This is a genomic window from Thioalkalivibrio sp. ALE11 (assembly GCF_000381205.1).
In the GTDB taxonomy this organism is placed as follows: domain Bacteria; phylum Pseudomonadota; class Gammaproteobacteria; order Ectothiorhodospirales; family Ectothiorhodospiraceae; genus Thioalkalivibrio.
In genome coordinates this window covers 86,732-110,239 of the sequence record NZ_KB906170.1, presented here as the reverse complement: position 1 = coordinate 110,239, position 23,508 = coordinate 86,732, and the positions used below count along the sequence as shown (strand labels likewise).

General features: G+C 68.3%; 22 protein-coding genes. 7 read left to right on the top strand and 15 right to left on the bottom strand.

All coding sequences use genetic code 11. The features are described from left to right. Complete coding sequence (locus F620_RS0109320; RefSeq protein ID WP_019570354.1) at positions 1 to 1,785, top strand: N-acetylglutaminylglutamine amidotransferase; 1,785 nt, start codon at positions 1 to 3, stop codon at positions 1,783 to 1,785. Between the two features lie 54 nt (positions 1,786 to 1,839). Here the strand turns inward: F620_RS0109320 and moaB are convergent, their stop codons facing one another. Next, positions 1,840 to 2,379: a molybdenum cofactor biosynthesis protein B gene (moaB, locus tag F620_RS0109315; RefSeq protein ID WP_019570353.1), complete on the bottom strand. Its 540-nt coding sequence runs from the start codon at positions 2,377 to 2,379 to the stop codon at positions 1,840 to 1,842. A 55-nt stretch (positions 2,380 to 2,434) separates the two neighbouring features. Here moaB and rluB point away from each other — a divergent pair, with 55 nt between their 5' ends. Continuing rightward, positions 2,435 to 3,373, top strand: a complete 939-nt coding sequence (rluB, locus tag F620_RS0109310) for a 23S rRNA pseudouridine(2605) synthase RluB (protein ID WP_019570352.1) — start codon at positions 2,435 to 2,437, stop codon at positions 3,371 to 3,373. Between the two features lie 3 nt (positions 3,374 to 3,376). Further along, the gene (locus tag F620_RS0109305; RefSeq protein ID WP_019570351.1) at positions 3,377 to 4,048 is read left to right on the top strand and encodes an endonuclease III domain-containing protein; all 672 of its coding nucleotides are present in this window, start codon (positions 3,377 to 3,379) and stop codon (positions 4,046 to 4,048) included. Between the two features lie 33 nt (positions 4,049 to 4,081). Here F620_RS0109305 and F620_RS0109300 read toward each other — a convergent pair whose 3' ends face one another. The 3 genes from F620_RS0109300 to F620_RS0109290 form a co-directional block, all read right to left on the bottom strand. Further along, positions 4,082 to 5,446: a sigma-54-dependent Fis family transcriptional regulator gene (locus tag F620_RS0109300; protein WP_026331393.1), complete on the bottom strand. Its 1,365-nt coding sequence runs from the start codon at positions 5,444 to 5,446 to the stop codon at positions 4,082 to 4,084. A 236-nt stretch (positions 5,447 to 5,682) separates the two neighbouring features. Continuing rightward, positions 5,683 to 6,684 (bottom strand): cytochrome d ubiquinol oxidase subunit II, encoded by a 1,002-nt coding sequence (gene cydB, locus F620_RS0109295; RefSeq protein ID WP_018946079.1) that lies wholly within the window; start codon positions 6,682 to 6,684, stop codon positions 5,683 to 5,685. A gap of 4 nt (positions 6,685 to 6,688) precedes the next feature. Then, positions 6,689 to 8,095 carry a cytochrome ubiquinol oxidase subunit I gene (locus tag F620_RS0109290; protein WP_019570349.1) on the bottom strand — a complete coding sequence of 469 codons (1,407 nt, stop codon included), beginning with the start codon at positions 8,093 to 8,095 and terminating at the stop codon, positions 6,689 to 6,691. A gap of 374 nt (positions 8,096 to 8,469) precedes the next feature. On the opposite strand from F620_RS0109290, the gene F620_RS0109285 reads away from it, so the two are divergent. Further along, positions 8,470 to 9,834: an NAD(P)/FAD-dependent oxidoreductase gene (locus F620_RS0109285; RefSeq protein WP_019570348.1), complete on the top strand. Its 1,365-nt coding sequence runs from the start codon at positions 8,470 to 8,472 to the stop codon at positions 9,832 to 9,834. 70 nt (positions 9,835 to 9,904) lie between these two features. Next, complete coding sequence (locus F620_RS0109280; RefSeq protein ID WP_019570347.1) at positions 9,905 to 10,660, top strand: metallophosphoesterase; 756 nt, start codon at positions 9,905 to 9,907, stop codon at positions 10,658 to 10,660. Here the strand turns inward: F620_RS0109280 and F620_RS0109275 are convergent. Together F620_RS0109275 and F620_RS0109270 are read right to left on the bottom strand one after the other, a co-directional pair. Further along, positions 10,657 to 11,415: a hemerythrin domain-containing protein gene (locus F620_RS0109275; RefSeq protein ID WP_019570346.1), complete on the bottom strand. Its 759-nt coding sequence runs from the start codon at positions 11,413 to 11,415 to the stop codon at positions 10,657 to 10,659. The two genes, F620_RS0109280 and F620_RS0109275, sit on opposite strands and share 4 nt — an antisense overlap. Further along, entirely contained in the window at positions 11,408 to 11,953 is a 546-nt protein-coding gene (locus F620_RS0109270) for a hemerythrin domain-containing protein (RefSeq protein ID WP_019570345.1), read from the bottom strand. Before F620_RS0109270 ends, F620_RS0109275 begins: the two co-directional genes overlap by 8 nt. A 239-nt stretch (positions 11,954 to 12,192) precedes the next feature. Here F620_RS0109270 and rnk point away from each other — a divergent pair, with 239 nt between their 5' ends. Continuing rightward, complete coding sequence (gene rnk / locus F620_RS0109265; protein ID WP_018869340.1) at positions 12,193 to 12,603, top strand: nucleoside diphosphate kinase regulator; 411 nt, start codon at positions 12,193 to 12,195, stop codon at positions 12,601 to 12,603. Between the two features lie 10 nt (positions 12,604 to 12,613). On the opposite strand, the gene F620_RS0109260 is transcribed toward rnk, so the two are convergent. The 7 genes from F620_RS0109260 to F620_RS0109230 all read right to left on the bottom strand — a co-directional run bounded on the left by F620_RS0109260 (position 12,614) and on the right by F620_RS0109230 (position 19,601). Beyond that, entirely contained in the window at positions 12,614 to 14,056 is a 1,443-nt protein-coding gene (locus F620_RS0109260; RefSeq protein WP_026331392.1) for a DNA polymerase Y family protein, read from the bottom strand. Between the two features lie 146 nt (positions 14,057 to 14,202). Then, complete coding sequence (gene imuA, locus F620_RS0109255; RefSeq protein ID WP_018869342.1) at positions 14,203 to 14,856, bottom strand: translesion DNA synthesis-associated protein ImuA; 654 nt, start codon at positions 14,854 to 14,856, stop codon at positions 14,203 to 14,205. Further along, entirely contained in the window at positions 14,853 to 15,521 is a 669-nt protein-coding gene (gene lexA / locus F620_RS0109250) for a transcriptional repressor LexA (RefSeq protein WP_081621758.1), read from the bottom strand. The genes imuA and lexA overlap by 4 nt, the downstream gene beginning before the upstream one ends. A 38-nt stretch (positions 15,522 to 15,559) precedes the next feature. Next, a complete protein-coding gene (locus F620_RS0109245; RefSeq protein ID WP_038030841.1) occupies positions 15,560 to 17,056 on the bottom strand; it encodes a S10 family peptidase in 1,497 nt (498 codons plus the stop codon). Further along, positions 17,056 to 17,829, bottom strand: coding sequence for an FKBP-type peptidyl-prolyl cis-trans isomerase (locus tag F620_RS0109240; protein WP_019570342.1), 774 nt, complete (start codon positions 17,827 to 17,829; stop codon positions 17,056 to 17,058). The genes F620_RS0109245 and F620_RS0109240 overlap by 1 nt, the downstream gene beginning before the upstream one ends. A 71-nt stretch (positions 17,830 to 17,900) precedes the next feature. Then, a complete protein-coding gene (locus F620_RS0109235) occupies positions 17,901 to 18,689 on the bottom strand; it encodes an ABC transporter permease (RefSeq protein ID WP_019570341.1) in 789 nt (262 codons plus the stop codon). Between the two features lie 6 nt (positions 18,690 to 18,695). Next, positions 18,696 to 19,601: an ABC transporter ATP-binding protein gene (locus tag F620_RS0109230; protein ID WP_019570340.1), complete on the bottom strand. Its 906-nt coding sequence runs from the start codon at positions 19,599 to 19,601 to the stop codon at positions 18,696 to 18,698. 258 nt (positions 19,602 to 19,859) lie between these two features. Here F620_RS0109230 and F620_RS0109225 point away from each other — a divergent pair, with 258 nt between their 5' ends. Then, a complete protein-coding gene (locus tag F620_RS0109225) occupies positions 19,860 to 21,218 on the top strand; it encodes an NRAMP family divalent metal transporter (protein ID WP_019570339.1) in 1,359 nt (452 codons plus the stop codon). 11 nt (positions 21,219 to 21,229) lie between these two features. Here F620_RS0109225 and F620_RS0109220 read toward each other — a convergent pair whose 3' ends face one another. Further along, positions 21,230 to 22,513 (bottom strand): hypothetical protein, encoded by a 1,284-nt coding sequence (locus tag F620_RS0109220; protein ID WP_019570338.1) that lies wholly within the window; start codon positions 22,511 to 22,513, stop codon positions 21,230 to 21,232. A 94-nt stretch (positions 22,514 to 22,607) separates the two neighbouring features. Next, complete coding sequence (locus tag F620_RS0109215) at positions 22,608 to 23,477, bottom strand: DMT family transporter (protein WP_019570337.1); 870 nt, start codon at positions 23,475 to 23,477, stop codon at positions 22,608 to 22,610. Positions 23,478 to 23,508: the final 31 nt, after the last annotated feature.

Below are 23,508 nucleotides of genomic sequence, written 5' to 3'. Positions count from 1 at the left end.
ATGTGCGGAATCGCCGGAGAATTCGTCTGGGGGGAACGGCGCGCGAACGCGGATGCGGTCGCGCGCATGCTGCCCTGTCTGGAACGCCGCGGCCCGGATGCCGATGGCCTGTGGGCCTCGGGCCGGGTGGCGCTGGGACACCGGCGGCTGTCCATCCTGGACCTGTCGCAGCGGGCGCATCAGCCGATGTTCGACCCCGAGACCGGACTTTCGCTGGTGTTCAACGGGGCGATCTACAACTTCCGCGCGCTGCGCAGCGAGCTCGAGGGGCGCGGTCACCGCTTCTTCTCCAGCGGTGATACGGAGGTGATCCTGCGCGGGTATGCCGAATGGGGCGAGGGCGTGGTGGCGCGGCTGCACGGCATGTTTGCCTTCGCGCTGTTCGATGGGGAACACCAGCGCCTGTTGCTGGCACGTGATCGCATGGGCATCAAGCCGCTGTATCTCGCGCGCACCGGTGACGGGGTCCGGTTCGCCTCCAATACCGCGGCCCTGCTGGCCGGCGGCGGCGTGGATACCGAGCTGGATCCCGAGGGCCTGCACATGCTGTTCTCGCTGCATGCGGTGGTGCCGGCGCCGCGCACCGTGTTGCGGGGCGTGCGCAAGCTGGAGCCCGGTCATTACATCACCATCGATGCGCGCGGCCAGGAGCGCCGCGAATGCTACTGGACACTGTCGGCGAGGCGCCCGGCGGAAGCGGTCAGCGATGCGGAATGGCAGGAGCGCATCGAACACGGCCTGCGCCGCGCGGTGCGCCGCCGACTGGAAGTCGCGGACGTCCCGGTGGGGGTGCTGCTGTCGGGCGGCCTGGATTCCTCGCTGCTGGTGGCGCTGGCCATGGAAGAGGGGGCGCGCGACCTGCGGACATTTACCGTCGGGTTCGAGGATCAGCCCGAGGAAAAGGGCTCCGAGTTCGAGTATTCCGATCCGGTGGCGGAGCGTTACGCCGCTGATCACCAGGCCACGCTGATCCCCAACGACCAGGTGCTGGCACGGCTGCCGGAGGCCGTGGAGGCCATGGCCGAACCGATGTTCGGGCAGGACGCGGTCGCGTTCTACCTGCTCTCCGAACAGGTCTCGCAGCACGTGAAGGTGGTGCAGTCGGGCCAGGGGGCGGACGAGGTGTTCGGCGGCTATTTCTGGTATCCGCAGATGGCGGAGGACCGTCACGGTGACTGGGTGGAACGCTTCCGCCGGCATTACTTCGACCGCGATCACCCGGAGATGGCCGAGATGCTGCGCCATCCGCCGGCGGACGACATCACCGGGGACTGGCTGCGCGAGCAGTTCCGCCAGCTCGAGACCGACCGTGCGGATTCGTTCATCGACGCGGTACTGGCGCTGGACGTGACCACGCTGATCGTGGACGACCCGGTCAAGCGCGTGGACAACATGACCATGGCCTTCGGTCTGGAGGCGCGGGTGCCGTTCCTGGACCACGAACTGGTGGAGACCGCCGCGGCGATGCCGCCGCACCTGAAGCTGGGCGACGGCGGCAAGGACGTGCTGCGGCGCATCGCCCGCGGTCGTCTGCCGGACGCGGTGCTGGACCGGCCCAAGGGCTATTTCCCGGTGCCGGCGCTGAAATACGTGCGCGGCGAGTTCCTCGAGTTCATGCGCGACATCCTCAACTCGCGTGCGGCGCGCGAGCGCGGGCTGTATCAGCCGGCCTACATCGACAAACTGCTGGACGCCCCGGACCAGTATTTCACCCGCATCCAGGGCTCCAAGCTGTGGCACGCGGCACTGCTGGAGTACTGGCTGCAGGTCCACGTGGATGGCTGAATGCCGTGCCGGAGCGGTCAGGGGATCGGTCAGGGGGCTGACCTCCTGCGGGTCTCAGCTCTCCTTCAGGCGCGGCATCAGCATGGTCAGGTTGCAGGGCATGGTGCGGTCGTCGAGCTGGGCGCGGATCAGCTGGTCCCAGGCCGTCCGGCAGGCCCCGGTGGAGCCCGGCAGCACGAACACGTAAGTGCCGTTGGCCACGCCTGACAGGGCCCGCGACTGCAGGCTGGAGGTGCCGATCTCTTCGTACGACAGCGCGCGGAACAGTTCGCCGAAGCCCTCAATGGTCTTGTCCAGCAGCACCGACACCGCCTCCGGGGTGCCGTCGCGGCCGGTGATACCCGTTCCACCGGTGGTGAGGATGGCGTCGATCCGCGGATCGGCGATCCAGCGCGAGACCACCGCGCGCAGGGCGTAGATGTCGTCCGGCTGCAGGTCGCGCTCGGCCAGTTGATGGCCGGCGGCTTCCAGGCGTTGGACCAGGGCATCGCCGGAGCGATCCTCGGCCGCCGAACGGCTGTCGGAGACCGTGAGGACGGCGATATTCAGCGGTGTGGTGACGGCGTCACCGGTTTCGGGCGCATTGGGGCTCATGGCGGGTTCCCGTTGGTGTATCGTGGGCGCCCATCATAAACAGTGGCAGGAGCCGATGCAGGAACGGGTACAGAAGGTCCTCGCGGCGCGCGGTCTGGGATCGCGGCGCGAGATCGAGGGCTGGATCGAACGCGGCGAGGTGCAGATCAACCAGAGCACCGCCGGACTGGGCGATCGCGTGGGGCCGGATGACGTGATCCGGGTGCGCGGCCGCGTGGTCACGCGACCGGAATATCCGCACCGCTGGATCGCCTATCACAAGCCGGTCGGCGAGATCTGTTCGCGCTCCGATCCCGAGGGACGGCGTCCGGTGTTTGCCAGCCTGCCGAAGCTCAAGGGCCAGCGCTGGGTGGCGGTGGGCCGCCTGGACCTCAACACCTCCGGGTTGCTGCTGTTCACCACCGACGGCGAACTGGCCAACGCCCTGATGCATCCGGCCGGTGCGATGGAACGTGAATATGCCGTGCGTGTGCTGGGGGAAGTCCCGGAAGAGACCCGGCGCATGTTGCTGGAGGGCGTTGAACTGGAGGACGGTCCGGCGCGCTTCGATGCGCTGGAGGCCGGTGGTGGCGACGGGGCGAACCAGTGGTATCACGTGATCGTGACCGAGGGCCGCAATCGGCTGGTGCGGCGGCTGTGGGATGCGGTCGGGGTGACGGTCAGCCGCCTGATCCGGGTGCGCTACGGGCCGGTGGTGCTGGGGCGCGGGCTGAAATCGGGCGCTGCGCGTGACCTCGAGGTGGGCGAAGTGGCCGCGCTGTATCGCGAGGCGGGGCTGAATGTGCCGGAGAACCTGCAGCCGCCGGAGAAACGTCGCGGCACACGGCCGAAAAAGAAAAAGGGCGGGGCAGCCGGTGGTCGCGACAAGGGCGAGGGCTGGAGTTCGTCACGTCCGGGTGCCGGGGCGAAGACCGCAAAATCCGCCAAATCCGGCAAGCCCGGCGCGCGCCGGGGCAGGGGGGCGCGCAGCGGACGCGGCCGGCCGGGGCGCTGAGCCATGACCGACGGGTCTGACACCGCGGTGCCGGACTGCCGCACGGTGCTGGAGCGGCTGCACGCGCATTACGGTCCGCTGCACTGGTGGCCGGCCGAGACCGCGTTCGAGGTCATGGTCGGGGCGGTGCTGACGCAGAACACGGCCTGGAGCAACGTGGAGCGCGCACTTGCGGCCCTGCGCGAGGCGGATGCGCTGACGCCGGCGGGGATGGCGGCCCTGGAGCCGGAGGAACTGATCGAGCGGATCCGCCCGTCGGGGTATTACAACGTCAAGGCCGGGCGCCTGCGGCACCTGCTGGCGTTCCTCGAGCGGATGGGCGGGATCGAGTCGCTGTCTGCACTGGACACCGGGTCCCTGCGCGAGGCCCTGCTGGGGGTGAAGGGCATCGGTCCGGAAACGGCCGATGACATCGTGCTGTACGCCTTCCACCGCCCGGTGTTCGTCGTGGATGCCTACACCCGGCGACTGTTCGAACGCCTCGGGCGACCGCATGCGCGGGACGGCTACGAGACGCTGCGGGCTTCCGTGGAGGCCGAGCTCGGTGCGGATACAGTGGCGTTCAACGAACTCCATGCGCTGATCGTGGAGCACGGCAAACAGCGCTGTCGGCCACGGCCGCTGTGCGACGGCTGTCCGCTGGGGGATCGCTGCTACGGGGTTGTCACGGGCTGATGCGCCACGCGGAGCGGCACCGGCGGGTATGGCTCAGAGGTCGTCATCCAGCCGCTGCAGGTGCCGGTACAGGCTGCGTTCGCTGAGCCCCAGACGCGCCGCCAGCGAGCGCCGGTCGCCCCGATGAACGGTGGCCGCGTAACGCAGGTATTCGCGTTCCACTTCCTCCAGCGGGCGGATCTCGCCACCGGCCAGCGCGCGCGGCGGCGGCAGATCGCGGTCATCGACGCCTTCGGTCACCTCGGTGCCCAGGTGTTCCGCACGGATCTCCTCGCCGTCGCTGAGCAGCGCGGCGCGTTCCAGGATATTGCGCAGCTCGCGGATGTTGCCGGGGAATGGATAGCGTTCCAGCACCTCGCGCGCGCCCTGACTGAGATACGGGCGGGCCGGCAGTTCGAGGCGCTCGAACAGGGCCTGGGACAGGATCGGGATGTCGGCCCTGCGTTCGCGCAGCGGCGGTACGCGGATGGGAAAGGTGCTCAGCCGGTAATAGAGGTCCTCGCGAAACTCCCCTTCGCGGACCAGCTGCCGGAGATCACGGTGCGAGGCACAGACCAGGCGGAAATCGGCGCGCCGCGGTTCGGTGCTGCCCACCCGCCGGAAGGTCCGGGTCTCCAGCAGGCGCAGCAGCTTGACCTGCAGCCCGTGGGGCACGTCGCCGATCTCGTCGAGGAACAGCGTGCCACCGGCGGCAGACTCCACCAGGCCGGCCTTGGCATGGGTGGCCCCGGTAAAGGCCCCGCGTTCATGGCCGAACAGCTCGCTTTCGAACAGCGTCTCGGTCAGGCCGGAGCATTCCACGGGCACGAACGGGCCTTCCGCGCGGCGGCTCTGGTCGTGCACGGCACGGGCCACCAGCTCCTTGCCGGTGCCCGACTCGCCCTGCAGCAGCACCGATGCCTCACTGGGTGCGACCCGGCTGACCAGCCCCAGCATCTCGTTGAAGGCGGCGGACTGTCCGACCAGCCCCTGTTCCCCGGCATGCGGCGACGAGACCGGAAGGTGGTGCAGGACCTCGATCAGGTAGCGCAGCTTGCCGTCGGAACCGTAGATCGGGAACATCTCCACGTCCACGTGTTCCTTGCCGCGGGCCGTATGGTGGACGTGCAGCGTGCGGTTGGGCTTGCCGGTGGCGAGGGTATCCCGCAGAGGGCAGGTCTCGCCCGCTTCATCACAGGGCCGGCGGAAGTCGTGCGAGGCTTCGTAGCAGCGTTGCCCGTTGCCCCCGGCATCCACATCGTACAGATGCCGATAGGCCTGATTGGCACCCAGGATGTCGTAATCCGGCGACAGCAGGATGGCGGGCTCCTGAAACACGTCGAGGATGCTGACCACCTCGTCGCGGTCCAGGCCGCGTGTCCATTGAGGCACGGCTTCTGTGGGCAACTTTTCGTTCACGATGCTGACGGCTCCGGTGTCCGGGAATGGGTCCCTGCGCGATGCAGTATCTCCCGTGTCTCTGGTTGGAGTCATGTTCCCGCATCGTGTTCCGGTGCTCCGCAAACAAAAAACGCCGCGAACCCGAAGGTTCGCGGCGCCTCGTGTCCGCCCCGCAGCGGGCGGTTGCCTGCGAGCCGGGTCCGGAGAGAGAGAGAAAGACCCGGTCGCAAACCCTGAACGGTCAGGCGACGGCGCTAGTGGTAACCCGCGTCCGCCGTGACCTTGCCGCGGAAGACCCAGTAGGTCCACGCGGTGTAGCCGAGGATGATCGGGATGATGAACAGCGCCCCGATCAGGATGAACAGCTGCGCATCCGGGGAAGATGCGGCGTCCCAGAAGGTGTAGTCCGGCGGGACCACGTACGGCCACTTGCTCACGATCAGCCCCAGGAAGGTGAAGATGAACAGGGCGATCGTGGACACGAAGGGCAGCCCCTCGTGGCGCCGGCGCACCGAGCGCAGGATCTGCCAGGCCGCCAGCAGCGCCAGGGCCGGAAGGACCCACAGGATCTCGAAGGTGCCCATCCAGCGTTCCATGACCTTGGCGTCGATGAACGGCGTGATCGCACTGACCAGCCCGAACACCACCAGCACGGCACCCAGCAGCCACGGGGTCACGCGGTAGGCGAATGCCTGGGTTTCACCCTCGGTCTTGAGGATCATCCAGGTCGCGCCCAGCAGGGCGTAGCCGGCCATCAGTCCCAGACCGGTGAGCACCGTGAACGGGGTCAGCCAGTCCAGCGCGGTGCCGGCGTAGTTCAGCCCGTCCATCTGGAAGCCCTGGATATAGGCCCCGACGACCGCCCCCTGGGCGAAGGCCGCGACCATCGAGCCGATCGCGAAGGAGGCGTTCCAGCCGCGCCGGGATTTCGCCGAACTCGCCTTGAAGCGGAACTCGAAGGCCACGCCGCGGAAGATCAGCCCGGCCAGCATCAGGAACACCCCGATGTACAGCGCCGGCAGGAACACCGAGTAGACCAGCGGGAAGGCCGCCAGCAGGCCGGCGCCCCCGAGGATCAGCCAGGTCTCGTTCCCGTCCCAGACCGGGGCGACCGTGTTCATCATGATGTCGCGCGACTGCTCGCCGGGGGCGAAGGGGAAGAGGATCCCCACGCCCAGGTCAAACCCGTCCATCAGGACGTAGCCGACCAGTCCGACGGCGATGATCACGACCCATACCAGTGTGATATCGACCATGGTTTCAGCTCCTTGCGTCAGCGGCAGGGTTGTCGTTGAACGGCGTATCGGCCGCCGACAGCGGGCGCTTGGCGTGCTGCGGCTCCTGTACCGGTTGGTCCGGCTCCGGACCCTTGCGCACGATGCGCACGATGTAATAGACCCCGGCGGTGAACACCACGGCATACACCGCGATGTAACCCAGCAGACTGAACAGCGCCATGCCACCGGTCAGCGACGGCGTGAGGCCGGTCGCGTGGTCCATGATTTCGTAGACCAGCCAGGGCGCACGGCCCGTTTCGGTTACGAACCAGCCCGCCAGCACCGCGACGAACGGCGTCGGGATCATCCAGGTCAGGCCCTTGAGGAAACGCTCGGACTGGTACAGGTCGCCACGGAAGCGCAGCCAGGCGCTCCACAGGGCGAAGCCGATCATCACGAAGCCGATGGCCAGCATGATGCGGAACGACCAGAAGGTGATTCCGACCGGAGGACGCTCTTCGGCGGGCACTTCGTTCAGTCCTGGCACCTCGCCGTCCAGCTCGTGGGTCAGCACCAGCGAGGCCATGTTGGGCAGGCCGATCTCGAAGTGGTTGGTCTCGTTGGCCGAGTCGGGGATGGCGAACAGCAGGAACGGGGCCCCGCGTTCGGTCTCCCAGACGCCTTCCATCGCCGCCACCTTGGTCGGCTGATGCTCGAAGGTGTTGAGGCCGTGGATGTCGCCCACCACCAGCTGCGCCGGGGCGGCGAACAGCAGGATCCACATGGTCACGCCCAGCGCCTTGCGGTTCATCTCGACGTGCTTGTTGCGCAGCAGGTAGTAGGCGGAGACACCCGCCACCACGAAGCCGGCGGTCAGCAGCGAGGCCAGACCCATGTGGAAGAACCGCGGCCAGAAGCTGTCGTTGAAGATGGCCTGACCCCAGGAGGTCACCTGGAATACGCCGTCAACCATTTCCACGCCGCCCGGGGTCTGCATCCAGCTGTTGGCCACCAGGATCCAGAACGAGGAGATGAAGGTGCCCAGTGCCACCATCATCGCCGCGAAAACGTGCACGCCCTGCGGCACACGGTCGCGACCGAACAGCAGTACGCCGAGGAAGGCCGCCTCCAGGAAGAACGCGGTGATGACCTCGTAGGACAGCACCGGCCCGAGGAAATTGGCCGTGGCATACGAGAACACGCTCCAGTTCGTGCCGAACTGGAAGGACATCACGATCCCGGAGACCACCCCCATGCCGAACACGACCGCGAAGATCTTGATCCAGAACTTCGAGATCCGGGTGTACAGGGCATCACCGGTCTGCCAGGCCCGGAACTCCAGGAAGGCGATGAACGAGGCGAGCCCGATGGTGAATACCGGGAACAGTGCGTGAAATGACACGACGAATGCGAACTGCAGTCGTGACAGGAGTAAGGGGTCAAGCTCCATGGCATTGCCTCCGTGAACGATTGAGAGAGGACGCGTGGTGCGTTCCGCCCGGATGACAATCAAGTTGCGTGCCAGTTCTCGCTCTGGCGTGCGTGTTCGCGCTGCGACGCGGTTTGCGGCATCGGTCCGGGACGAGCCTCGTGGTCCCGGGGTGTTGTACATGCCGCACATGACAGTCTGGAACATGGAAATGACAGTCACGGCAGACAAAGCGTCCGGAGTCGGGCGGCCGAGGCGCGCGGAAAGCGGTTTTTGCGGGTTTTGTGGCACTGGCACGAAAACTGTATGTCAGAAGGGTTGAAGCGCGGCGCCACCGGCGACCGCTCCGGAAAAAGACGCCCCGCGGGATGACGGGGTCGCGAGGAGGCATACACATGACAGATCGCAATAAGGCAGGTTCGTCGAAGGCACCGCTGGTATTGCGGGACGGACTTTCGCGGCGGGATTTCCTGAAACTGACCGGCGGGCTGACCGCGGCGGCGGCCGTGGGGTCCGCGCCCGCGGCGGCGCAGGCCGGAGTGCAGACCCGCGCGCGTGTCGTTGTGCTGGGCGGCGGCGCCGCCGGGCTGACCGTGGCGGCGCGGTTGCGCGACCTGCTGGACGGGGCGCGTATCACCGTGGTGGAGCCGAGCGAGACCCATCACTACCAGCCGGGCTGGACCCTGGTCGCGGCCGGGACCTATTCGGTCAGCGACGTGACCGCGCGCAACGAGCATTACATCCCGCGTGGCGTCGACTGGAAGAAGGATTCCGTGGCCGCGGTGGATCCGGAGAGCCAGGTGGTCGAGACCGCCGGCGGGGATCGTCTGGATTACGATTTCCTGGTCGTGGCCACCGGGATCCATCTGGATTACGAAGCGATCGAAGGCCTGGAGCGCGCGGACATCGGGCAGAACGGTCTGACCAGTATCTATGCCGGCCCCGACCAGGCGCGGCATGCCTACGAGCAGACGCAGCGCCTGGGCGAGCAGGGCGGGGTGGCCCGCTTCACCATTCCGAATACGCCGATCAAGTGCGCCGGGGCGCCGATCAAGGCGACCCTGATCGCCGAGGACCTGCTGCGCAAGGCGGGGCAGCGGGATCGCATGGAATTCCACTATCACGCTCCGGAAGGCGCGCTGTTCAGCGTCGAACGTTTTGACGGGATGGTGCGCGACATCTATCGCGAGCGCGGAGTCGGGATCGAATCCGGGTCCGTGCTGCAGGGCGTGGAGCCCGAGCTGCACCGTGCGACCTTCGTGGACGGCGACGGCAATCGCGAGACGGTGGACTACGACTACCTGCACGTGGTGCCGCCCATGCGCGCCCACGACTGGGTGCGCGAGGCCGGTCTGGCGGTGGAAGACGGCAGTCTGGCGGAGGGCGGCTGGCTGGCCGTGGACGACCAGACCCTGCAGCATGCCCGCTACCCGAACGTGTTCGGCGCCGGCGACGTGGTGGACACGGCGATTGGCAAGACGGCCTCCACGGTCCGGGCCCACGGGTCGGTGACCCCGGACAACCTGGTGTCGGTGCTGCAGGATCGCGAACCGCAACAGCGTTTCGACGGCTACACCTCCTGCCCGCTGATCACCGAGGTCGGCAAGGCGGCCCTGGTCGAGTTTGACTACACCCTGGAAGAGGTCCCGACCTTCGGCTTCATCGATCAGGGACAGCCAAGCTGGATGTGGTGGCGACTGAAGGTGCACATGATCAAGCCGCTGTACTACAACATGCTGCGGGGGCGTTACCTCCGCTGATCGCGGGCAGCGCGCGCCCGGGGGCGGGGATGCGTTAGGGTAGGCGCATTCGCGAACCCCCGGGAGCGGCGTGGCACCCGATATTCTGTTCTATGGCGATCCCCATGGCCTCTTCGATCCCCTGATCGAGGCGGTGGCCCGCCACCGTCCACGGGCGGTGGTTCTGCTGGGGGACATGGAGCTGCGCGAACAGTCGCTGGATGCCGTACTGGCGCCGTTGCGGGAAGCCGTGGCGGCGGGTGCCACAATGCCGGCGATCTACTGGATCCCCGGCAATCACGAGAGTGATACCGATGCGGCCTGGGCGCATGTGTTCGGCAGTTCCTATGTGGCGGGCAATCTGCACGCGCGCGTGGCGGAAGTGGCCGGCCGACCGGTAGCGGGTCTCGGCGGGGTGTTCCGTGGCCGCGTCTGGTACCCGCGGGGCCCGCGCTGCAAGGCGCCGGTCTTCTTCACCCGAAGCGAACATGTGGCGCAGCTCCCCGAACGGGATCGCTGGCAGGGCGCCGGGGATCGCGAGCCGGGTCTGCCCCGGCGCCATCGCACCTCCGTCTATCCCGAAGACATCGAACGCCTGCGCGGGCTGCGGGCCGACATCCTGATCACCCACGAGGCGCCGTCGCCGCATGCCAGCGGCTTCGACACCATCGACGGCCTGGCCGAGCTGCTGGGGGCCGGACTGATCGTTCACGGGCACCATCACCAGGACTACGAGACGCATACCCCGGACGGGGTGCGGGTGCGCGGTGTCGGGCGGGCCGGGGTGGTCGGCCTGTATCCGGACGGCCGGCTGGAGACCCTGACGCCGGGGATCGAGGATCCTTAGCGGGCAGGCCCCCGGGAATGGTCCGTTTCCGGCGAATCCTCCGTTTCGTCCGCCTCGCCGGGGACGATGAGCATGCTCCGGGCCTTGCCGAAGAGTTCGCGCGCGACATCGGGTTGTTCGCGCAAATGCCGGCTCCAGTGGGGAAACAGGTTCTGTTCCTCGCGTCCTTCGTGTTTGGCCAGACCGCCCGAGATCAGGGCGAAGAATGGCGCGATGGCCCAGGGTTCGTCCACGCCCTCGGTGAATTCGTGTTCCAGCATCGCGGTCTGGTCCAGCAGCTCCTCGTGTTCGCGCAGCATGATCGAGGTCGGGTCATCGCCGCGGGGATGGCGCGGCAGATCGAGCAGCGGGACGATCAGTTCGTTCTCCACGTGTACGTGGCGTCGCAGCCCGGCGACGTAGGCATGAAACGCCGGTGCTGCGCCCTCGGCGTCGCCGGCATTGACCCGGTGCAGGGCGCTGGCGAACAGGCGGTCGATACGCAGGTGGTCGCGGGTGAGGAGATCGACCAGGTCGACGGGTTCGGTGTCGTCGCGCCGGCGGACCCGCAGGGTCCACAGCGGCGGGCCGGCCTCGACGGTTTCCCAGTGGATGGCATGACGCAGTTGCTGTGCGAGCGCGGCCATCAGCAGTTCGGGCTCTTCCTCCACAAGCACGTCGAAGGTCTGACCGGCACCGAGTTCGCGCAGGGTGTAATAGGCGCGGGTATGGGCATGGTCGCCCAGCCCGCGCAGGTCGAGAGTGAAATCAGCCATGGGGTTCCGGTTCCAGGTCGCGCCGGCGGGCCATGGATTCGCCGATGGCGCGGCATTGATCGGCGTCCAGCAGGTGTTCGGCCAGCGGCAGCACGGCTTCTTCCTCGAGGGCCAGATGGCGGCGGTACTGGTCGATCCATTCCGCCGCGCCGTCCAGCGAGGCATCGCGTCCTTCGGCGATGTCGAGCAGGGCCGGCTCCAGCCGGGACCAGCCGTTTTCCAGGGTTTCGTGCTCCGCGGTAAGACGGTCCAGCCAGTCGGGCAGCTGGGGATGGCAGTCGGGATGATTGCCAAGGCCCTTGAGCCGCGGGAACAGATCTTCGTCCTCGTCGGCATGGTGGTGCGGTGCGGAGGCATGGAAATATTTCAGCAGCCGCTGGGCGGCGGCCTGGGCCTCGGCATCCGCGCCATGATCGGGGACATGGGCCTGCAGGCGGTCGAGCGTCTCCAGACAGCCCTTCAGGCGACGATGACAGGCACGCAGGACTTCGAGGGGGCGATCGAAGCCGGGCAACGGTTCGTTCATCTGGAGATTCATGCGGGCCTCGGGATGCACATCTGCCCCCTGTGTAGCAGTTCGGTGACCGTGTGGCCTTGATGCGGGTCACATCTTGAGGAGGGTTTGTCTTTTGTGTCATTCGCCCCCAGAATCGATGGGACAGAGGCACCGGCGTCCGCGTGCCCGGCTTTGTAGTGTCCGTCGTTGCCGCGGCGGCCTTTCCCTGCATGTTCGTCCGGTCACCCCGGAATCGGTGACCGGCCCTGAGAGGTGGAGTTGTGGACAAGCCCGAGATCGTTGTTTCGGCAACCGACATGGAACGGCTGGACAAGCTGCTGGAATCCGCTTCGGCGGAAGACTGGCCCGGCAAGTCCGGGCTGGAGGCCGAACTGGATCGTGCGCGGGTAGTGGACTCGCACGAGATGCCGGCGTCGGTGGTAACCATGAACTCCAGCGTGCGCTTCCGGGTGGTGGAATCCGGGGAGGAATTCACCATGACCCTGGTCTACCCGCGTGACATGGATGACAGCGGGCAGACGCTGTCGATCATGGCGCCGGTGGGCAGTGCCCTGCTCGGACTCTCGGAGGGCGAGGAGATCGAGTGGCCTCGTCCGGGCGGGGGCGTGATGCACGTGCGCATCGACAAGGTGCTGTTTCAGCCGGAGCGGGCGGGCGAACACCACCGGTAACCGCGGGGTCCTATCCCCAGTAGCCCTGGCGATACCATTGCCCGCTGCGCAGGCAGCGGAACACCCAGACCCCGCGACCGCGGGGGTCGCGCGCCAGAGCATAGTCGCGGCGCTGATCGTTTCCCCGGTCCCACCAGCCGTTTTCCATGCGTCCCAGGGGCTGCAGCCCCTGCAGATCCGTGGCCGCTGCCGGCACCGGCGCGTGCACCCACAGGGCTGTGCCGCAGGCCTGCTGCGCGGGACCGGGCGTGGATCGGCCCCGTTGCAGGGCGGAGCCGACGGGCTCCTGCGCGTCTTCCGGGGCCGGGGTTCCCCGGTTACTCAGGCCGCCGACCTTCTGTGCCCCCAGGCGTGCCCGCAGGCGGGCAAGCACGGCCGGCAGGTGCATGCCCGGGTTGTTCTCGCCGGCGGGATCTCCGGTCAGCAGGCCGTCATCGGTGGCGGGCGGGTCCAGCAGGTCGGCCGCGTGCAGGCGCAGGCCGATGACCGGGGCCTGCAGGGTTTCGCGCTCCAGTCGGGTCTGCCACAGGCTCAGCCAGTCCGCCGCGCGGATGCCCGGCTGGCCGCGTTCCAGGCTCAGGCGGGTGGTGGTCTCGCGATGCCGCAGTTCCAGCTGCATGCGCTGCAGGCTCAGGGCCCGCCCGCGCAGTTGCTGCTCGGCCTGCTGCAGCAGGCGGCGCAGGGGGAACACCAGCGCGGTGCTCGCGCGGATCTCGTGATCCAGGCGCAGGGCGAGTTCCAGGGTGGCCGGGGGGCAAAAGCGCGGCAGGGCCTCGCGGGCGTCACCCAGGAGGCGGTCGATCGTCTGCAGAAGTTCCGGTTCGTGGCGTCGTGCCAGTTCCGTGCGCGGCAGACGCAGCAGGTCACCGAACATCCGCAGGCCGGTGGCCTGCAGGGCCTCGCGGGTGCCCGCGGGTAACGGCAGGGTGTTCAGCGGGAAGCGTGCCAGGTTGCGGCGCAGGGCGTCGCGGTCCTCGGGGATCTCCGGGTGCCGGTGCGCGGCGAACAGCCGTGCAGCGGCCGGGCTGCGGGCCATGCCGGTGCGCGGCTGGAAACCCAGTTCGCGCAGCACCGCCTCTGCCCGTTCGCGCAGGGCCGGCAGCCCGCCGAACAGGCGCCGGCTGCGCCCGACCTCCAGCAGGATGCGCTGCTCTTCGGGTTCGGGATGCACGTGGTCGCTGAACTGCAGCAGGGCGGCGGCGAGTTGGTGAATCTCGCGCGCGCGGGCCGCCGGGTCGTCCTCGATCAGTTCCGGGGTGTCCAGAAGGGCCAGGGCATCGCCCAGGGGCATGCCCGGGCGGGCGCCGGCGCGGCGCGCGGCACGGTTGGCGGCATGCACCCGGGGTCGTTCCCCGCGTTCCACGATCAGCAGGGGATGCTGCGCGAGACGGGCGGCATCCGCGCGGCGGCGGGCCTGAAGATCCAGGGCCAGATGCGGAAGCTGCACGGCCAGCCAGCATTCCCGGGCCTCCGGCGCGGGGACGGGAGCGGGGTCAGGTTCCCGCGCCGGCTCCGGGAGCCCCGGGAGCAGTTGCAGGGTCGGGCCCGGGTGGGCCTGCTCCGTGTCGGGTGCCGGTCGTGCAGGACGTGTGTCCGGGATCACGGGGTGCCCTCCGCGGGAGGCGGGTGCGCCACGGAGAGATCCAGCGGCCGGCCGCGCCGGTACCGGGCGCCGCTGCCCTTGATGAAGTGCAGGCGCAGGCCCCGGCCATGGGGCTGCCATTGCAGGCGCTGATGTGCGGGTGAGGGCTGTTCCGCGGCCTGTGGTGGACGATGGAGCACGGCACAGGCGCGGCTTTCGCCGGCCGCCAGGCGCAGACGCCGCAGTCGTGCGGTCTCCGCGGGGCCATGGATCCAGATCAGCAACACGCCAAAGGCCGGGTCGCGCAGGCACTGTTCCGCACTCCACAGGCGTTCGCCGTCCTGGTCGGCCCGCACCAGCAGGACCCGCTCCGGGGGAATGCCCAGCTGTTGCCAGCCGGGGAGCCAGGGGGTGGCCGGCGGGCCGATCAGGGCGATCCACAGCCGTGCGCGCCCGCAGGCGGCGAGCATCGGGACCAGCAGGCGGGTCTCGCCGCTGCCGAAGGGCGCGCCCAGCAGTTCCACCAGCTGGCCGCGCGGCCAGCCGCCGCCCAGGGCCGTTTCCAGTTCGGGTGTCCCCGCTGGCCAGACCGCGTCGCCGCTGGCGGGGGCGCCCTGGCGGCCGCGCCACAGGGACGGGTGTTCCAGCAGTGAGTCCAGGGCGCGGCTCATTCCCTTTCCAGATCGCGCAGCACGCCCACGCCGATCCCCTCGATCGCGAGTTCGCGGCGCTCGGGGTCGATATCGATGGGGGCGAAATCGGGGTTTTCGGGCAGCAGGCGGATCCGCGAACCATCGTGGTGGAAGCGCTTGACCGTGACCTCGTCCTCGATGCGCGCGACCACGATCTGGCCATCCCGGGCCTCCGGCGTGCGGCGCACGGCGAGCAGGTCGCCGTCGAGGATGCCGGCATCACGCATGCTTTCGCCGTGTACCCGCAGCAGGTAGTCGGGGCGGGCGCGGAACAGGGCGTCGCCGAGTTGGTAGTGCCCCTCGATGTGTTCGGTGGCCAGCAGCGGCGAGCCGGCCGCGACCCGGCCGATCAGGGGAATGCCGTCCGCTTCCGGGGGCGTGCCGGGAGACGGGCGGGCCTCGGGGGACAGGCGGATCCCGCGGGCCGCCCCGCCCACCAGTTCGATCGCGCCCTTGCGCGCCAGGGCCTTGAGGTGGCATTCCGCCGCATGCGGCGAGCGGAAGCCGAAGGCCGCGGCGATCTCGTTGCGCGTGGGTGCGGTGCCCTGGGTGGTCATCACCTCGGTGATGTAGTCGAGGATGGCCTGCTGGCGCGGGGTGAGCGACGGGACGGACGACACGGGGCGGCTCCGGATACTGTTCATAATTACAGTAACCGGAGGGCGCCCGGGTCGGCAAGCGGTCAGTCGGGGTCCGCTGCGTGTCCGGTGTAGAAGCGCCGGGCGTCGTCGAACAGCTCGGCGTTGGTGTCGGCACGCATGTACAGCATGTGCCCGCCGGGATAGCGGCCGGTGACGATGCGCTCGTCGTCGCCCGGGTCCGCGGCATGCGCGATCTGCCCCAGCAGCCATTCGGTGGCGAAATAGGGGGTGATCAGGTCGGCCTCGCCGTGCACGCTGAAGATGCGAAAGCGGGGATCCAGTGCCAGGGCGGTGGCCAGGTCGTCCATCGCCGAGGCCGGGCCGGTCCGCTGCGAGCTGTCCCAGTCCCAGGCACCGAAGACCTCGCGGCTGAGCAGGCGATACTGATGCCCGTGTGACCAGTCCAGGGTGTTGCGCAGGTGGTCCAGCATGGCGGTGGACAGCGGGGCCACCAGACCGTCGAGGATGGCATCGGCCCGCGGTCGCGCGCGGGTCGGGACCGGATCGGGCGAATCGATCCCGCCATCGTACAGGCTGACCAGCCGGCCCTCGTCCCGCAGCAGGCCACGCTGCGCCATGTTCAGGGTGACGCGGCCGCCGGTCGCGCGCAGGTGGTCGCGGTCGATCCCGGTGAATCGGGCCACTTCATCGATCCAGTCCGCGTCGATCCGGTCCGGATGCAGCAGGCCTTCGAGATAGTCCCCCAGCGCGAATGCCTCCGCCTGCTCGAGGCTCGGCGGGTCATCGCCCAGGCGGTCATGCGCGCGTGCCGAGGCGGTCAGCGCCGGCAGCATCAGTGCGTGCGGGAGCGGGCGGCCGGTGCCGCCCTCGAGCATGCCGAAATCCAGCGCGGGGGAGACCAGCACCGTGCCCGAGACGCTGATGCCGGAGTTGCGCATCAGCCGCGCCGGCAGGGCACCGGCGCGATAGCCGCCATAGCTTTCCCCGCCGAGGTACACCGGGTCGCCGCGCCGTTCGTGGTCGTCCAGCCAGCGTTCCAGGGTTTCTTCCAGGGCGGCCAGGTCGCCCTCCGGCTCGAAGAAATCTTCGGGATCGCCGGCCTCCATCACCCGGCTGAAGCCGGTGCCCGGCGGATCGATGAAGACGAGGTCGGTAAACGCCAGCCAGGTCTTCGGGTTGTCCGTCAGCCGTGGTGGCGTGGCGGCCGACAGGCCCCGGTCGTCGGTGTCCAGGACCCGCGGTCCGAGTCCGCCGACGTTGAGATAGGCCGAGGCCGCCCCCGGTCCGCCGTTGAACAGGAAGGTCACCGGGCGGTCGGCTTCTTCGTCGTCCACCGTATAGGCCACGCTGAAGACCCGCGCCTCGGGGTGTTCGCGATCCTCGCCCAGCGGGGTGTAGCCGACCGTCGCGCGGTACTCCAGCCGTTCGCCGTCCACCGTTTCCAGCGAATGCGTGGTGGTCACCGGCTCGGGGAGCACTGCCGGCAGTTCCTCGTGTTCGTCCCCTTCGCCCGTGGCCGGGGCCGCGAGCAGCAGCAGGACCAGACCGAGGGCCCCGGGGCCGGCGTGTCGCCGCATCAGCAAACCGCCGTCTCCTCGGTATCGGGGCAGTCGTGGCGCACCACGCGGTCTTCTTCGAGCCAGTGCTTGATGCCGTCGGTGACGTTATGGACGTCCTCGTACCCCAGACCGTCGGCCAGCGCGCGGGCCAGTACGCCGGTGCGGCTGCCGGTGCGGCAGATCAGGACCACGGTGTCATCCGGGTCTACCGCATCGGTGAACGCCTGACCGAATTGCGGAATGAACTGGCCGCGTTCGTCGAAGGCGGTCATGCGCAGGCTGCCTTCGACCACCCCGGTCTCGGCCCATTCGTCGGGGCGGCGGATGTCGACCACGGTCACGTCGTCGCGTTCCAGCATCCCGGCCAGCTCGTTATTGTTCAGGCCGCCGAAGGGCGCCCGCTCCACTTCCAGGATCTCCACTTCGAAGCGCAGAGTGGCGTTCGGCGGGATCACGTCACCGGCGCCGCGTGACCCGTAGCCCAGTTCCGGCGGGATGATGATCTCGCGCTTCCCACCCTCGCGCATGCCCTCCAGGCCCTTCTCCCAGCCCGGAATGACCTCGCCGGCACCCAGGGTCAGGGTGAACGGCTGGCCGCGGTCACGACTGGAATCGAAGGGTTCGCCCTGGTCCTCGCCATCCTCGTACACCCAGCCGGTGTAATGTACGGTCACGGTGTCATGGCGCACGACCTCGTCGCCGTCGCCTTCCTCGATGTCACGGATTTCCACGTTCTGCGCCAGCGCGGCGGCCGGCAGGGCCAGAAGGATTGCAAACAGCCAGTTCTTCATCGATTCGTACCTGAAGGTGATGGAAAGGGTTCGTTTTAGAGGACAACGCGAATCATTGGAGCATTCCCGCTCTATTGCAACAGCCGGCGGCGGATGCGGTAGCTGGCCACGCTGATGGCCAGGACGCCGTAGCCAATGATGACCGCGAGATGGGGCAGCCACCGGACCGGCCAGTCGCCGGTCATCAATGGCCGCACCAGTTCGATTACGTGGGCCAGCGGCAGCATCCAGGCCAGGGTCTGCACCCAGCCGGGGAGCTGTTCCAGGGGGAAGAAAACCCCGGACAGCAGCAGCATGGGGGTGACCGCCAGGGTGAAGTAGTAGAGGAAGAAATCGTAGCTGCGCGCCAGCGAGGTGACGACCAGCGCCAGCGCGCCGAAGGTGAAGGCAGCGAGGAAGATCACCGGCAGCGCGAGCAGGGCGCGCGCATCGGCCACCAGCCCCAGCAGGCTGGCCACGATCAGTACGGTGATCGCGGAGATCAGGCCCTTGGTGGCCGCCCACACCGCCTCGCCGAACACGATGTCGTCCAGCGTGAGCGGGGTCGCGAGCATGCCGAGCCAGGTGTTCTGTTCCGCCATGCGCGTATAGGCCGAGTACATGCCCTCGAAGCTGGCGGTCATCATCGCGCTGGAGGCGACGATGCCGGAGGCGATGAACACCATGTAGCGCATGCCGTCGACCTCGCCCACCATGGCGCCGAAGCCGACCCCGAACGCCAGCAGGTAGAGGATCGGTTCGCCGAAGTTGCCGACCACCGCGGGCAGCAGCAGCTTGCGCCACACCCGCAGGTTGCGGCGCCATACGGCGAACAGGCGCATGCCGGGACGCGGCAGCAGAGGATGGGTGCGCTGGCGCATGGGTATTCAGTCCCGCAGGTCGTGGCCGGTGAGCTTGAGGAAGACGTCCTCGAGATTGGCCTCGCGCAGGCCCATGCGTTCCCCGCGCGCCTCCAGCCGGCCGCGCAGGCCTTCCGGGTCGGGGGTGTAGATCAGCCAGGTGTCGGCGACCTGGTGGGCGCGGTCGCGCGGCCCCAGTTCGTTTTCGATGGACGCGGCGGCGCCGTGGCCGGCGACCGTGGCCACCCAGGGTTCGACGTGCTCGCGGATCAGCCCGGCGGGCGTGTCACAGGCGATGATGCGGCCATGGTCGATGATCGCGATGCGGTCGCACAGCTCTTCGGCCTCCTCCATGTAGTGCGTGGTCAGCACCAGGGTGACGCCCGAGGCACGCAGCTCGCGCAGCTGTCGCCAGAGGTGGTGACGGGCCTGGGGATCGAGTCCGGTCGTGGGTTCGTCGAGGATCACCGCGGCCGGGTCGTTGATCAGCGCGCGGGCGAGCGTCAGGCGCCGTTTCATGCCCCCGGACAGCGACTGGATGCGCGCGTCGCGCTTGTCGCTCAGGTTGACCCGCTCCAGCAGGGCATCGACCCGCGCCTGCAGCGCCGGGCCGGACAGGCCGAAGTAGGACGCGTAGGTGAACATGTTCTCGCTCACCGTGAAATCCGGGTCGAGGGTATCGAACTGAGGGACCACCCCGAGGCGGTGACGGATCCGGCGCTCGCCTTCGGGCATCGTCTCGCCGAGCACCTCGATGTGACCGGCATCGACGGGGCTGAGACCCAGTAACATTCGCAGGGTGGTGGTCTTGCCCGCGCCGTTGGGGCCCAGCAGGCCGAAGAACTCGCCTTCCGGGATCTCCAGGTTCACGCCGTCCACCACCGGCGTGCCGTCGTACCACTTGCGCAGGTCCTGGATGCGGATGGCGGTCACTGGGGGTCCTTTTCGCGAAACGAGTAGCCGGGATCGCGCACAGTGTAAGGTGTTCCCGCCGGGTGCCGCGAAGGGGGCAGGACCGCGCGGGGATTTCCGGTGCCCATGGTCGTCGCCCGGGCAATGCGCTACCCTTCGCCGCGTTCGCGCGCAAGCGCGCTCCCACAAGGGCAGGTGGCCCCCTGCGAAGCTGCAGCGCTGATCGAGTCCGTGCTGCCCCGGGTGCGGCTGACTGTTCCGGCCAACGCGAGGTGATCCATGCAGTTGTTCTGGCAGCCCCGGACGGATCTGGGCAAGGCGATCGGGCCGGGCATCCTGATGGCCGGCGCCGCGATCGGCGGTTCCCATCTGGTGTCCTCGACCCAGGCCGGTGCACTTTACGGCTGGTCCCTGCTGGGATTGTTGCTGCTGGCCAACCTGTTCAAGTACCCGTTCTTCCTGTACGCGGTGAAGTACCGCGCGGCCACGGGTGACACGATCCTGCATGGCTACCGGCGCATGGGGAAGGGCTTCCTCGCGGCCTTCTTTGGCCTGAATCTGGTCAATGCCTTCCTCAATACCGCGGGGGTCGCGTTCATCTCCGCCAGTCTGTTTCTGGCGTTCCCGTTCGTGGATGCCGCCGATTACGTGACCGGGATCGCCATCGGCATCCTGTTGCTGTGTGCCGCCATCATCATCGCCGGGCATTATCAGCTGCTGGACAAGATCGCCAAGGTGGTGGTGTTCCTGCTGGCGGTGTCCACCCTGACCGCGGTGATCGTGGCGATCTGGCAGAGCGCGGAGATCCCCGAGGGGTTCGTCGGGCGCGACCCGTGGGACCTTGCCTCCATCGGCTTCATCATCATGTTCATGGGCTGGATGCCGGCGCCCATTGACATCGCGGCGTGGCCGTCGCTGTGGCGGACCTCGCGCGAGATCGAGACCGGGCACCGTGCCACGGTGGGCGAGTCGACCACCGATTTCCACATCGGCTACATCGTGACCGTGGTGCTGGCGGTGTTCTTCCTCGCCCTGGGTGCGCTGGTGATGTATCGCGCGGGCGCGGGGATCGAGCTGGCCGACATGACGGCCGGCGAGTTCTCCGCTCGCTTCATCGAGATGTACACCTCGACCATCGGTGACTGGGCGCACTGGCTGATCGTGCTGGCGGCGTTTTCCGCGATGTTCAGTACCACCCTGACCTGCATGGACGGCTGGCCGCGCTCGCTGGCGATGAGCACCCTGCTGCTGTTCGACCGCCCGGAGGCGGGGTTGCGGCGCGCGCTGGTCGCATGGCTGCTGTTCACGGTAGTGGCCTGCATCGTGATCATTCAGTTCCTGCTGACCGATCTGCTGGCGATGCTGCAGTTCGCGATGGTGGTGTCGTTCCTGACCTCGCCGGTGTTCGCCTGGCTCAACTATCGCGCCATCCAGCGCCCCGAGGTGGCGGAGAAGGACCGCCCGGGACCGGTGCTGCACGTGCTCTCGTGGGCGGGCATGGCGTTCTTCGTGGTGTTCACGCTGCTGTTCGTGGTGTGGTTCTTCGGGTTGCAGGATGCGGCCGAGGAGGAACGCGAGCGGATCCAGGAGGAGGAACAGGCCCTGGTCGTCCCGTTCGAGCCGACGGCCCGGGTGTGACAGGGACCGCCTCAGCCCGAGGCGCGCGTTCGGGTGAGCCGACGGATGATCAGTGTCAGCAGGATGGCCACGCCGATCGCCCCGATCGCGAACGCCGGGCTGGAGAGCAGGTCCGGGCGCAGCAGCAGTAGCAGGCCCAGCGCCAGCATCATCATCCCGGACAGCAGTTTGAGCAGACGCCCCTCGTGTTCCTGCAGCTTGCGGTTGCCCAGGGTGAAGGCGAACAGCGCGACGATCGCCAGCATCGGCAGTACGTAGATCAGGTTGTACGCGAGCAGATAGCCGTAATAGCCCACGGCCCCGGGGTCGTGGGTGGTCAGGATGCGGGTGTAGATCATCGGGAAGCCCAGGGTGCACAGGATCTCGTAGAGGTTGACCACCACCGCCAGCACCACGGTGGCGCCCAGCACCCAGGGCAGGCTGTCGGCCTGGGTCAGCTCGCGCATGCGGCGGAACAGTCCGGGCCGGGCCGAGTCCGGGATGCTCAGCGATACTCCGCGCTTGAACAGGAAGTAGTCCTTGATATTGATCAACGCCATCGCCAGCGCCACGGCCCCGGCGATGCGCGTGATCAGAGGCATCTCGCCGAGTACCAGGAAGGCGTTCAGCCAGGCGGTCATGAAGGTGAAGTAGATGACCCCGGAGATGGCCACGAAGACCCCTCCGATCAGCAGGATGCGGCCCCGACTGCGGCTGTGCACCACCACGCTCAGCAGGAACAGCAGGACGAAGAAGGCACAGGGATTGAACGCGTCGAAGCCCGCGAGAATCAGCGTCAGCGCCGGCAGGGACAGCCGGTCGGGGTGCAGCTCGCCGAACAGGGGCAGGCGCAGCGGCTCGGCCTCGGTCCACAGCGCGCGTTCCAGCTCGGGCGGTTCGCCGGCCTGAACCCGCCGGTGACAGGTCTCCAGCAGTTCGCGCAGCCGGGCCTCCTGACGGCCGCGCGTGTCGAACCCCTCCAGCATCGCGCCGCAGAACAGGAAACCGGGTACCGCCCGGGCCTGCTCGTCGCGTTCGGCGGCCATCTGGCGGTAGATCGAGCCCAGTTGCGGGTGTGCGGTCAGGTCGTAGCTGCGCACGTCCAGCCAGGGGTAGTCCTGCGCCAGCTGATGGACCACGGGCAGTGCGTCGAGGCAGCGCGGACACTCGCGGGTCCAGAAGAAATGCAGGGTGATGGTGGGGGCGGCCCCGTCGGCGTCGTCGGGGTTGCCACCCGGGGTCTGGGCCTGGGCGGTGCCGCCGGCGAGCGACAGCAGCAGGAAGCCCATCAGTATCCAGGCCAGTACCGCGAACATCCATGCCGGATGTCCGTGGTTCTTCGCGGGTGGATCGTGCCTTCCCGGCATGGGGCTCCCCGTACTGTTCCCTGTCGCCGAGTATAACCGGCTTTCAGCGTGCCTCGTCGCGCCAGCTGGCCAGCGCGTGCAGGGCCAGGGTCACCAGAACGGCCGTCCCCGCGACGAGCGTCATCAGCGGCGGCGCCTCGGCCAGGAACAGCCAGACCCACAGGGTACCGAATACCGCTTCCAGGACCAGGAACAGGGCGACTTCCCCGGCCGGGAGGTGGCGGGTGGCCAGGGCGATCATCACCAGCGCCAGTGGCAGCTGGACCGCGCCCATCAGCAGCAGCGTGGCCAGGCTGGTGGCCGACACCGCCAGCGGCGCGGCAAAGAAGAGCGCAATCGCCGCGCCCAGAAGGCCGCCGGTGGCGATCACCGCGAGCCGGTCGATCTGCGGCGAACGGCGCAGCAGGGTCAGCTTGAGGCCGACCACCATGGCCGCGCCCAGCGCGAACAGGTCCCCCAGCCAGCCGCCGGTTTCCAGCGAGCCGGCGAACACGCCGACGATGCCGGCCAGGCTGAGCAGGATCGCGACCCAGGTCCGCAGCGGGATCCATTCGTGCAGGATCAGGCCCGAAAACAGGGCCGCGAACAGCGGCGAGGCGGCGAGGATGACCACGGCATTCGCGACGGTAGTATGCAAAACCGCGAGGACGAACAGATAGTTGGTGGCAGCGAATCCGGTCGCGGTCCACCACGCGTCCATGCCGCCGCGCCGCATGCAGGCCCAGCTCCAGCGCCCGTTCATCAGCCGCAGCACGACGGTGAGGGTGATCGCCATGAACAGGCCGCGCCAGAACAGGATGTCCGGCGCGCTGGCATCGGCGAGGCGCACCAGCAGGCCGTCGAAGCTGATCGCCATGACTCCGATGAACGCGCACAGGGCACCGGTGGCGTGCGGACTGAGGTTGCGAATCAATGCGGGCTCCTTTTCTGCTACGTTGGCCGGA

Bases quoted from the DNA above. Each gene is read 5' to 3' on its own strand.
- F620_RS0109245 (WP_038030841.1), bottom strand. From the start codon at position 17,056: ATGCGGCGACACGCCGGCCCCGGGGCCCTCGGTCTGGTCCTGCTGCTG.
- F620_RS0109320 (WP_019570354.1), top strand. From the start codon at position 1: ATGTGCGGAATCGCCGGAGAATTCGTCTGGGGGGAACGGCGCGCGAAC.
- lexA (WP_081621758.1), bottom strand. From the start codon at position 15,521: ATGAACAGTATCCGGAGCCGCCCCGTGTCGTCCGTCCCGTCGCTCACC.
- imuA (WP_018869342.1), bottom strand. From the start codon at position 14,856: ATGAGCCGCGCCCTGGACTCACTGCTGGAACACCCGTCCCTGTGGCGC.
- F620_RS0109275 (WP_019570346.1), bottom strand. From the start codon at position 11,415: ATGGCTGATTTCACTCTCGACCTGCGCGGGCTGGGCGACCATGCCCAT.
- F620_RS0109285 (WP_019570348.1), top strand. From the start codon at position 8,470: ATGACAGATCGCAATAAGGCAGGTTCGTCGAAGGCACCGCTGGTATTG.
- F620_RS0109235 (WP_019570341.1), bottom strand. From the start codon at position 18,689: ATGCGCCAGCGCACCCATCCTCTGCTGCCGCGTCCCGGCATGCGCCTG.
- moaB (WP_019570353.1), bottom strand. From the start codon at position 2,379: ATGAGCCCCAATGCGCCCGAAACCGGTGACGCCGTCACCACACCGCTG.
- F620_RS0109305 (WP_019570351.1), top strand. From the start codon at position 3,377: ATGACCGACGGGTCTGACACCGCGGTGCCGGACTGCCGCACGGTGCTG.
- F620_RS0109220 (WP_019570338.1), bottom strand. From the start codon at position 22,513: ATGTTCGCGGTACTGGCCTGGATACTGATGGGCTTCCTGCTGCTGTCG.
- F620_RS0109270 (WP_019570345.1), bottom strand. From the start codon at position 11,953: ATGAATCTCCAGATGAACGAACCGTTGCCCGGCTTCGATCGCCCCCTC.
- rluB (WP_019570352.1), top strand. From the start codon at position 2,435: ATGCAGGAACGGGTACAGAAGGTCCTCGCGGCGCGCGGTCTGGGATCG.
- cydB (WP_018946079.1), bottom strand. From the start codon at position 6,684: ATGGTCGATATCACACTGGTATGGGTCGTGATCATCGCCGTCGGACTG.
- F620_RS0109225 (WP_019570339.1), top strand. From the start codon at position 19,860: ATGCAGTTGTTCTGGCAGCCCCGGACGGATCTGGGCAAGGCGATCGGG.
- F620_RS0109290 (WP_019570349.1), bottom strand. From the start codon at position 8,095: ATGGAGCTTGACCCCTTACTCCTGTCACGACTGCAGTTCGCATTCGTC.
- F620_RS0109240 (WP_019570342.1), bottom strand. From the start codon at position 17,829: ATGAAGAACTGGCTGTTTGCAATCCTTCTGGCCCTGCCGGCCGCCGCG.